Origin of the sequence: Luteibacter sp. (assembly GCF_051958795.1) — a bacterium.
Classification (GTDB): domain Bacteria; phylum Pseudomonadota; class Gammaproteobacteria; order Xanthomonadales; family Rhodanobacteraceae; genus Luteibacter.
On sequence record NZ_JBQCFT010000426.1, the window covers coordinates 1 to 8,914 of the forward strand.

Here is an 8,914-nt window from a genome sequence, read left to right on the forward strand (position 1 = left end):
CGAGTCCTCGCCCGCCACCTACGGCGGCGAGCCGATCCTTTTCACCACGAGCGTGGGCGTGGCCACGGGTACGGGCACCCACATCCAGAGCCTGATCGATACCGCAGACACCGCGCTCTACCAGGCCAAACGCACCGGCCGCGATCGTGTCGAGGCGATGGTTTCGGAGCCCGCGGCAGGTCCGAGAAGCGCGACTCTCGTCACCGACGGGGTAGCCAGCTAGTCAGGGCCTAGCGGGCTGCAATGGATGGGCTTCCATCCGCCGCTGTTGCGCCCCATGACATGGAGCTCTGTGCAACGGCAGAGGGTCGTTCCGCCCCGCACCCGACGCTCCAGGTCACGCACCACCATCTCGCGCTCAGCCGCCCGGCGCAGATTTCGAGCGACGGACAGGTGGGGCACGAAACGCTCGAAGGTGCGGCCCGTTGCCGGCCTGCCAGGGAATGCGTGCTCAAGGGCGTGCGCGAGTTCGACGATGGCGGCGTCAGGCGCCGGCGCGAGCCAGACGGTGGAAGGGAATGTACCGACATGATCGAGGGAGAACAGCAACGGACGACGCATCGCTGCGACAACGTCCAGTGTCTCGAGATGCGCTTTCGTTATGTCTTCCGAATCGTAAAACGGATACAGGACGGTGAAGTGCGCACCAAGACCGAGCTTCGCCGCTGGATCCAACCGCGAGCGCAGATCACCCACGAGCGATTCCACATCAGGCACCAGCAACGCGAGGAGTGTCCGGCTCACACGGCCTCGATCGCGACGTTACCAATCCAGTTCCGTGCGCGGCGACCGAGCCGGGCATCTTCTTCCTCGCCATCGAAGTCCACGGCGACCGGGGCGGAAAGGATGCTGCGATCCTCGAACGCACGTGTGTTGACGACGGCATAAACGCTCCCATCGATCTCGCTGGCGCACACGACGACCACGCCACAGCGCGCGCAGACATGGAAGTCGGCCGTGTTCGTGCCAAAGCGATACTTCGATACGAGGCGGCCATCCGCGACGCGCACGCGTATCGAGGCATGGGGATGCGCCGTCCATTCCGCACCATGCTTCTGACAGAACGCACAGGCGCACGCACGCGGCGCTACCGCGACCCCGGCCGGCCAGCTCAGTTCGAACGCCAGGTTGCCGCAATGGCAGGAGCCGCTGATCTGCATGGTGCCCTCCCTTGTGCTTTACGCACCATGGTAGCGCCTCGACGACTAGCGATCCTCGAGCCGCGGATGCCAGGGGGCTCGGAAGGTCCGGCTGGTGGAAGCGCAGCCCGAGCCGATCACCCTCCCCGACCACGGCGACGTGCGCGCCCGGAGACGCATCGCCCACCGAAACGGCGAGCGCACGCGGATCGCCAACATTCCGGATCGTCTGCCACGCGGCCGCGAGGTCACGGCCGTCACGCCTGAGTACCGGCGTCCGCGTTGCCAGCTGCGGCATACGTGCGGGCGCCGTGCTCAGGCATGGAGCGAACAAGCCACACCGCGAACTATCAAGACGCGTTCGCGACCCGCATTTTCTTACTAGTATGACTAAACTAGGTCAGGGGAGCATAGATTGGCCTTGGGGCCTGCTTCCCTTGGGGCTTGCTGCACATCACATGGAACGAGGGGGACGCGAAGTGAAAGGTTCGATACTCACCGCTGGCTTGCTGGCTTTGCTCGCCGGACAGGTCTTTGCAAAGGAAGTCACGTACTACTACACCGACCCGCAAGGTACCGTTCTCATGACGACCGACGCGTCCGGTAACCAGAAATCGCACTCTGAGCGAAGCCCGTTCGGAAGGCAGGTGGCGTCGGACCAACCGGACGGCCCGGGTTATACGGGGCACGTGGACGATGGCGAATCGCAGCTTATTTACATGCAGGCCAGATATTACGACGGAGCCCTGGGCCGATTCCTCAGCATGGACCCCCTACCGGCCGTTCCCGCGAACCTCGATCGGTTCAATCGCTATCAGTACGCCGGCAACAGCCCGTACAACAACATCGATCCTGACGGTCGTGACCAAGTCGTCATTGCTGGCGGCCGTCGCACTGACTCCATCAACGCATTCGGCCATATCGGCATAGCTGTTGAAGGATATGGCATGGCCAGCTATGGAACGGACACGCCCCTCGGCTCGTCGAGTGAAGCCTATGTAGGAAGTCAGGCGCTGTCGCGCGACCAGGTGATCAGCGTGATTGGTACGACGCCCTCCCAGGACACGGCGGCGATAAATATGATTACCAGCCAATTGAACACCAATGGGGCCGGCCTGATCGACAATTGTGCGGTCAAGGTGACGCTCATCATGCACGCGGCTGGCGTGCGGTCGAGTGATGCAGCGTTTCCAGGGGCCGTATCCAGAAGCGTCGCCGGTCTGACCGGTACAAAGACCTGGTATCTGACTCGCAACCAGCCCATACCGAAAGACTTGCTCGAGATCCTGCGACGCATCGATCAAAGCCGGAAAAAGGACGAGAGCGACAAGAAGGATAAGAAGGATCCGGATCAGGCACACGAGCCCGAAGAACGCAAGGATGTGACACCGAATGGAGCGATCTGAGGTGGAGAAGCCTAGGAAAACTTTCGCAATACGCGTGGTCCAGGCCACTGGGCTTCTGGTCGCGATCTATGTCCTTGCCGTAATCGCTATTTCCCATGCGCAGCGGCGCGCCTTGGATGAGACGCGCGTGGGCGTTTCAGAACAGAGCGCACGCTCTTCGTTCTGGTTTACGCCAGGTGTGGAGATTGCCGCTAGCTCCGATGCAGGTGCCGGCGGCGCCTTCACCACGCCTGACAGCCGCTGCAAGTCCCCCTGCGTCCGACGGCTATGGTGGATTCATCCGCTGCTTCCCGATATGGAGGCGTGGACCGTGGATCTTGATAGCGACGGGAAGGTAGTGAAGACCTACCACTGGTCTTCACCCTGACGAAGGGTGCCCGCCCCGTCCGGGCGGGCACCGCGCCACATACGCGCCTAGTTAGTCCAGGTCGCCTTCAACGTCACGCCCGAGAATGCAGCGTAAGCGTTGAGCATCACGTAGTAGGTGCCTGCTGTCGGCGAGGTCGCCGTGCAGGATTCCGTGTTGCCGGTTACGTACGGACGGCAGTCATAGCTCGACGTGGTGGGCGCCGAGCCAAGTTTCACGTAGAGGTCCGCATCGCCCGATCCACCCGAGATCGCGATCTTCAGGTTCGTCGCACCGGCAGGCACCGCCACCGTGTAGTTGAGCTTGCCGTTCTTGGCCGCTGACAGACCCGTCACGGCCACACCGTTCTGCAACACGTTCCCGCCGCCACCGCCCGACGAGCTCACCGTTACCGATGACGTCTTGGTGTTGGTCGCACCGGCATTATCGGTCACCGTTTCGCTCACGCTATACGTGCCCGCAGCCGCGAACGTATGGCTCGGGCTGGTCGTCGTCGACGTCGCGCCATCGCCGAAGTTCCACGAGTGGCCGGTCACGCTGCCATCGCTGTCGGACGAGCTATCGGTGAAGGTCGCGGTGAGCCCGCTGGTGGTGAAGCTGAAGTTGGCGACCGGTGGCGCATTGGTGGTCCCGCCACCGCCGCTTACCCAATTCGCCTGGGCGTACGTGTTGAGCTTACCGATATCGAAGCTGCCGAAGCCGGTCGCTTCATCGAAACCCGAGGCGGCCGTGTAACCGTGGTTCTGGTAGCCATTGTTGCCCGAGGTCACGTCGTGCAGCAGCGAGGCCTGGGTCGGGAATGCGGCGTAGAACTTCGAGGCCGGGAAGCCGATGGCGTTGTTCGCGGCGGACTCGATGCGAGCGAACGCGCCGACGAACAGCGGCGAGGCCAGCGACGTTCCGCCCACCTGCTCCGTCGAACCGTTGACGACGATGAGCGCACCTGACGAGGACGCCGCATCGAACGCCACATCCGGGCCCACGCGCTTGCTGCTGCTGGAGACCGACGACTGCCACGACGGCGCCGCCTCGTACAGGCTGGTGCCACCACCGGTCGCCCACAGGCGCTGGTTGTTGTCGCCCTGGCTCGGGGCGATCGCGGAAAGCCCTTCGTTCCACACCGTTTCGCCCGACCACGATGTACCGCTGGTCGACAGCGTCGTGCCACCCACCTGGATGACATAAGGCGAGCTGGCCGGCTCGCTGACGGAGTAATGGGTGAGGTCGATCTTCACCGTGCCAGCCGAGTTCGCCACGTAGCCGGGCGAGCCCGAGAGCGGATCCGTCGACCACTGGTAGACGCCGGCATCGCCGGACGCGATCGAGAAGATCTGGCCCTGCGCGACTGCCTGCTGGAAGATCGCGTCATCAGCGGCCTGCGTACCGGACTGCTGCGCGGCGGTTTCATCTTCACCGAGCGACACATTGATCAGCTTCGCGATGTTGTCCGTGACGGCCTTGTTGTACGTAGCGGTAATGCCGGCATCGGTGATGCCGGAGGAGCTCGAGTTGCCGTTGGCCGACGTGTAGAAAATCAGCTGTTTCACGCCGCCGGCGATACCGACGATGTCCTGGCTGTCCAGCGACCATTCGCCGTTCGAATCCGGATCGTTGGCGAACGTACCGCTACCCACCTTGGTGATCGTGCTGTTGACCGTACCGAGGCCGGCACTCGCGGTGAAGCTGTTGAGGTCGGTGACGGTCTGGGTGATCGAACCCCAGGTGATGATGCCGACCGCGGTGTTCGAGGCCGCCGGCACGCCGCTGCCGCCGTAGATGGCAGCGAAGTCCTGCGGATGGTGGGCTGCCACTGCCGCGGCAGCCTGCGTGCTCGATGCCGGGCCCGGCACGGTCACGCGCTCCGGGTGATACACGTGGTGCAGCGTGTGCTTCACGCTCACGTTCTGCAGGCCGAGCACCGAACCGACCGACTCGCCCAGCGCGGCGGGTACCAGGGCGGGCGTGTCGTTCGCGAAGAACTCGCGGCCGCCGGATTCAAAGCGCTTGATCGACGTGTGGAAGCCCGTGGTGGCGGCGTTGGCATTACCGTCGGCCGAGATCAGCAGGTTGTTCGGCGCGACCTCGATGTTGGTGAAGCCGGCCTGCTTAAGGTGTGCGACGACGGCCTGCACCTGCGCCTGGGTCGGGCCGTACTGGGCCTTGAACTGGTCAGGCGTGAGGAATTTGCCGTAACCCGCGCTGCCCGGCGTGGTGACATTGTGCAGGAACGTCTGCAACTGGTCGGGGTTGCGCAGCTTCATGGCGATAACGACATGCAACGGATGATCCGCGGCCATGGCGGTCACCGCCGTGCCTTCGATCGACGGCTGGCCGGTCATGTTGATCCGGTAACCCGCCGAAACAGGAGTCGCCACCGTGGAGCTGGCCGCCAGGACCTGCGTGGTCGCGGCCGGCAACAGGGCCGCCTGCGTGTTCGTTGATACCCATGCGTCTTGCGCATGGCTCCCCAGAGATGTCATCGCGAGGGTTATCGCGACCGTCAATGCTGTCTTCCTGGTGACGCGAAAAGCATCGATCTTCATTGCGTAGTGTTCCTTCGTTTGCCCGTAGGAATGCCGCGCACATTGCGTGGCGGCGTTGTCACTGCAGGGCGCTCCAGCGCAGGAATTTGCGATCCCCCGGGCCGGCACGCCGACTTCCCCCTGTCGATCGAGCAGGCACGGTTCAAACTTTCACCAACCTTTCCCGAAAGTCGAACAGGTTGACGGTGGACGCGGTCTTGTGACGGCGTTCGTGCACGCCAGGTGAAATCGGCAAGGCGTCTGCGATGGCGGAAAAACGTTGGAGCTAACGCATGCGCAAGTTCTTGCGCGGAGAGTCGCGGCTACGAGACGCCCGCAAGCGGCAGGTAAATCTCCGTCACCGCTTCGTGCACCGGGACATCAGGGAAGAACACGACGCGCTTGAAGAACAACGGCGCGTCGCGCGGCGTCTCTCCGCTGGCACTAAGCCACTCCCCATAGAGGAAGCGCACGCTGTCACCCAGCTGCGCATCCGAACCGGTATGGCGAAGAACGGCGCAACGCCCAGCACCAATCGTCGCCGCGATCACGCCCTGCTCGTTCGGCGCGACCTCCGCGCACGTGCAACAGAGGTCCATGCGGTACGCGTCCGGCGGGGTTTCGTCCGGGTCGTCATAGACGATGTTCCAGGTGGACGAACGCGATGGCGGTAAGCGGTTCTCTTTCCGCCATGCGATGAATCGGCGGATCGTTTCGCCGATCAGTTCCGGCGCACCCCGATGCGGCAGGCAGGCCACGGCGGTTTCGGGGAAATCGATAATGCGCACATCGTCATGGTCGTGCGTTAGCGGCATGGCGAACCTCCTCACCTGGTCAAGATCCTGCCAGGTGCGCGCCCAGCGCGCCCAGTCCGGTTGTCCGCGAAACGCAGCAGGCGACGCGCCCAACCGTTGGCGAAACGCGCGTGAGAACCCCTCCGCACTTTCATACCCGGCCTGCAGTGCCATCTCGGTGACTGACACATCGGGGCGGAACGCCGCCTGCCATGCCGCGCGCTTGAACCGCGACAACTGCACGTATCGATGCACGCCCATGCCGGTCAGCGCCGCAAAGCGGCGGTGGAAATGGAACGGCGAATAGGCCGCCTTGCCGGCAAGAACGTCAAGCGATAGCACCTCATCGAGGTGGCTATCGATGTAACCAAGCAAGTGGCGGAAGCGGTCGTGATTCATGGGCAAAGCGTAGCCGCTGCCGCGAGGCTACGCATGACCGGTCTTGCTAGTTCCCAGGCCCCAGATTCCGCGCCATCGTACTGACCGCGTCGCGAGTCATTTCCGGGCGGGAGATGGCACGGGCTGCCGCACTCATCACCGCGGTCATAGGGGAGGCTCGCTGTATGTCGATGGAGCCTAACGCCATTCTCGCAGCGAGGAACCGTCGGGGATCACCGTCGCCCGTGGCCAACGCGATATGCGTCGTGTCGTAACGGCCCTGGGCGGAATCGAAACTGACCCAGTGTCCGTCGAGCCATGCCTGCACCCACATGTGCGGAATGAACACGTGCCTGGTATCGCCGTACCGGTCGACATAGACGAGCCCGGTAACGACCCGGGTCGGAATACCCAAGGACCGCGCCAGTGCGGCGAGGAGCACGGCGTGTTCGGTGCAATCCCCGCGACGACTCTGCATGGTTTCAAGTGCGGACCCATAGTCGACGTCCAATACAGTCCCGTCGATGTAGTCAGTCAGGAACGCGCGTAGCCGGCGCATGCGCTGAACGTTGGTGGCTGCGCCATCGACAATCTTCAGCGCCAACGCATGGACCTCGGGCGCGTCCGACTGCACCCATGGATTGGCGGCCTTGTCCTCCTTCGTAGGCCGGTCCTCGTCGTTATAGACCTGGGCATAGCTCGTATCGATCTGATACTTCCCATCACCGAGATCGGTAACTTGCTGTTCGTCCGTATCGGCAAACGGATCATGCCGCTGGCCTCGCACCGCCACAATGAAGCGGATAGGCTCGGTACGTAGCGAGCCGGGCAGTGACCGCGGCGAGTCGACCATGCTTGCGCGAAGGATGTCGACGTCCTTATTGGGAGCTTTGGCGCATGCTTCGTCACAGGCGACCATTTCGAATCGGTAAGCCAGCAGCGGTGAAATCGAGCGACGAATCGTGCCCGCGTCGTCCACCCAGGTCTCCGTCGACTGGAGGCCATCGTCCTCCGCAAGCACCTGCTTCAGGTGGTGGAGCTTTTCCCTGCCGCCGGGAAGATCGACCCATTCGTCACCAACGACGGTGACTTGCACATCCGCAACCTGTTGGCGCAGGGGTTCAAAAACGCGGATCTGATAAGAAGTGCCGGCTCGAAACCCACGGCTCACTGTCGCCAGCCGCTGACCTTCCGTGAGCAAGGCGCCCTCGGGCCACTGCAACAGGGAAACCTTCGCTTCCCCCCGGATCGTGTCGGTCACCTGGAATGCGCCGTCATCGCGTCGTTCGGCTTTCAGCTCCGCCCCGCTCGCGGCCTGTCCGCCGGAGGACGAGAACCCGCGAGGCGTCCCGTCGGGCGACTCCGTCGCGCTGAGTTCAGCGCGCATGGCCACGGGTGATTTAAGGCGGCTGAGCCGGACATCCAACGACTGCGACGTGATGACCTCTCCGTCCTGGAGGTCGCGCATCACGTGCATGCTGCCGACCTTCTGGCCATCGAGCATGACGGCCATCCAGACGTCGTCGGCCGCCACACAGACAGTAGACCAGCAGAGTCCACTCACTATCGCTGCAAGCCAGATGCGCATATGCCCCCTCAGACACTCCGTATGCTCCATAAACGCCACGGCCTGACAGCGTGTCACGCATCCTGGGACCTATCGGGAAGCTCAGCGCCGGGATGACGTATTCGTCGTCGGCATCGCCATCGGAGGCTGCGCGGGTTCGGGGCGGAACGACTCCGGCGGCATGCCCATCAGGTCCGAGCTGGGCGTGGCGCGCTCCACGTGGATGGATCCCAGCGCCGCCATGGCGTCGAAGAAGCGCCACGGGGTGCCATCGCCCACGGCGAGCGCGATGTGGGTGGAGTCGTAACGGCCCTGCGCCGAGTCGAAGCTGACCCAGCGCCCCTTGATCCACGCCTGCATCCACGCGTGGGGAATGAAAACGCGATTCGCGCCGGCGAATCGATCGACATAGACGAGCCCGGTAACGACGCGCGCGGGAATGCCAAGGGACCTCGCCATCGCCGTCAGGAGGACCGCATGTTCGGTGCAATCGCCCTTGAGCGTATGCAGGGTATCCAGGGCCGAGGCATAGCCAATATCCATGCCCTTGGTATCGATGCTATCGGTCAGGTAGGTGCGAAGCCGGCGCATACGCGCGAGATCCGAGGACGAATCACCGACGATCTTCCGGGCCGCGGCCTGGATCGCCGGGTCATCCGATTGCACCCATGGGTTCGATTCCAGATCGTCCTTCGTCGGGCCTGGCTCATCCCCGTGGGGCATGGGCTTGCCAACGTCCAG

Annotated in this window: 9 protein-coding genes; 3 read left to right on the forward strand and 6 right to left on the reverse strand. The window is 63.6% G+C overall.

Annotated elements, in window-relative coordinates:
• Positions 1–223, forward strand: a 223-nt coding sequence (locus ACTHLF_RS21295) for a diguanylate cyclase domain-containing protein (protein ID WP_440330247.1), incomplete at its 5' end; no start/stop codon positions are given.
• Here the strand turns inward: ACTHLF_RS21295 and ACTHLF_RS21300 are convergent.
• Positions 220–744 (reverse strand): 2'-5' RNA ligase family protein, encoded by a 525-nt coding sequence (locus ACTHLF_RS21300; RefSeq protein WP_440330249.1) that lies wholly within the window; start codon positions 742–744, stop codon positions 220–222. The two genes, ACTHLF_RS21295 and ACTHLF_RS21300, sit on opposite strands and share 4 nt — an antisense overlap.
• A complete protein-coding gene (locus ACTHLF_RS21305; RefSeq protein WP_440330251.1) occupies positions 741–1,160 on the reverse strand; it encodes a GFA family protein in 420 nt (139 codons plus the stop codon). The genes ACTHLF_RS21300 and ACTHLF_RS21305 overlap by 4 nt, the downstream gene beginning before the upstream one ends.
• A gap of 458 nt (positions 1,161–1,618) precedes the next feature.
• Here ACTHLF_RS21305 and ACTHLF_RS21310 point away from each other — a divergent pair, with 458 nt between their 5' ends.
• A complete protein-coding gene (locus ACTHLF_RS21310) occupies positions 1,619–2,545 on the forward strand; it encodes an RHS repeat-associated core domain-containing protein (RefSeq protein ID WP_440330253.1) in 927 nt (308 codons plus the stop codon).
• Positions 2,532–2,912: a hypothetical protein gene (locus ACTHLF_RS21315; RefSeq protein WP_440330254.1), complete on the forward strand. Its 381-nt coding sequence runs from the start codon at positions 2,532–2,534 to the stop codon at positions 2,910–2,912. The genes ACTHLF_RS21310 and ACTHLF_RS21315 overlap by 14 nt, the downstream gene beginning before the upstream one ends.
• Before the next feature lie 47 nt (positions 2,913–2,959).
• On the opposite strand, the gene ACTHLF_RS21320 is transcribed toward ACTHLF_RS21315, so the two are convergent.
• From ACTHLF_RS21320 to ACTHLF_RS21335, 4 genes are all read right to left on the reverse strand, one after another.
• On the reverse strand, positions 2,960–5,455 hold the full coding sequence (locus tag ACTHLF_RS21320) for a protease pro-enzyme activation domain-containing protein (protein ID WP_440330256.1): 2,496 nt from the start codon (positions 5,453–5,455) through the stop codon (positions 2,960–2,962).
• Positions 5,456–5,757: 302 nt separating this feature from the next.
• A complete protein-coding gene (locus tag ACTHLF_RS21325) occupies positions 5,758–6,627 on the reverse strand; it encodes an AraC family transcriptional regulator (RefSeq protein ID WP_440330258.1) in 870 nt (289 codons plus the stop codon).
• Positions 6,628–6,673: 46 nt separating this feature from the next.
• Entirely contained in the window at positions 6,674–8,110 is a 1,437-nt protein-coding gene (locus ACTHLF_RS21330; RefSeq protein ID WP_440330260.1) for a transglutaminase-like domain-containing protein, read from the reverse strand.
• 165 nt (positions 8,111–8,275) lie between these two features.
• On the reverse strand, positions 8,276–8,914 hold a 639-nt coding region (locus ACTHLF_RS21335), incomplete at its 5' end, for a transglutaminase-like domain-containing protein (protein ID WP_440330262.1).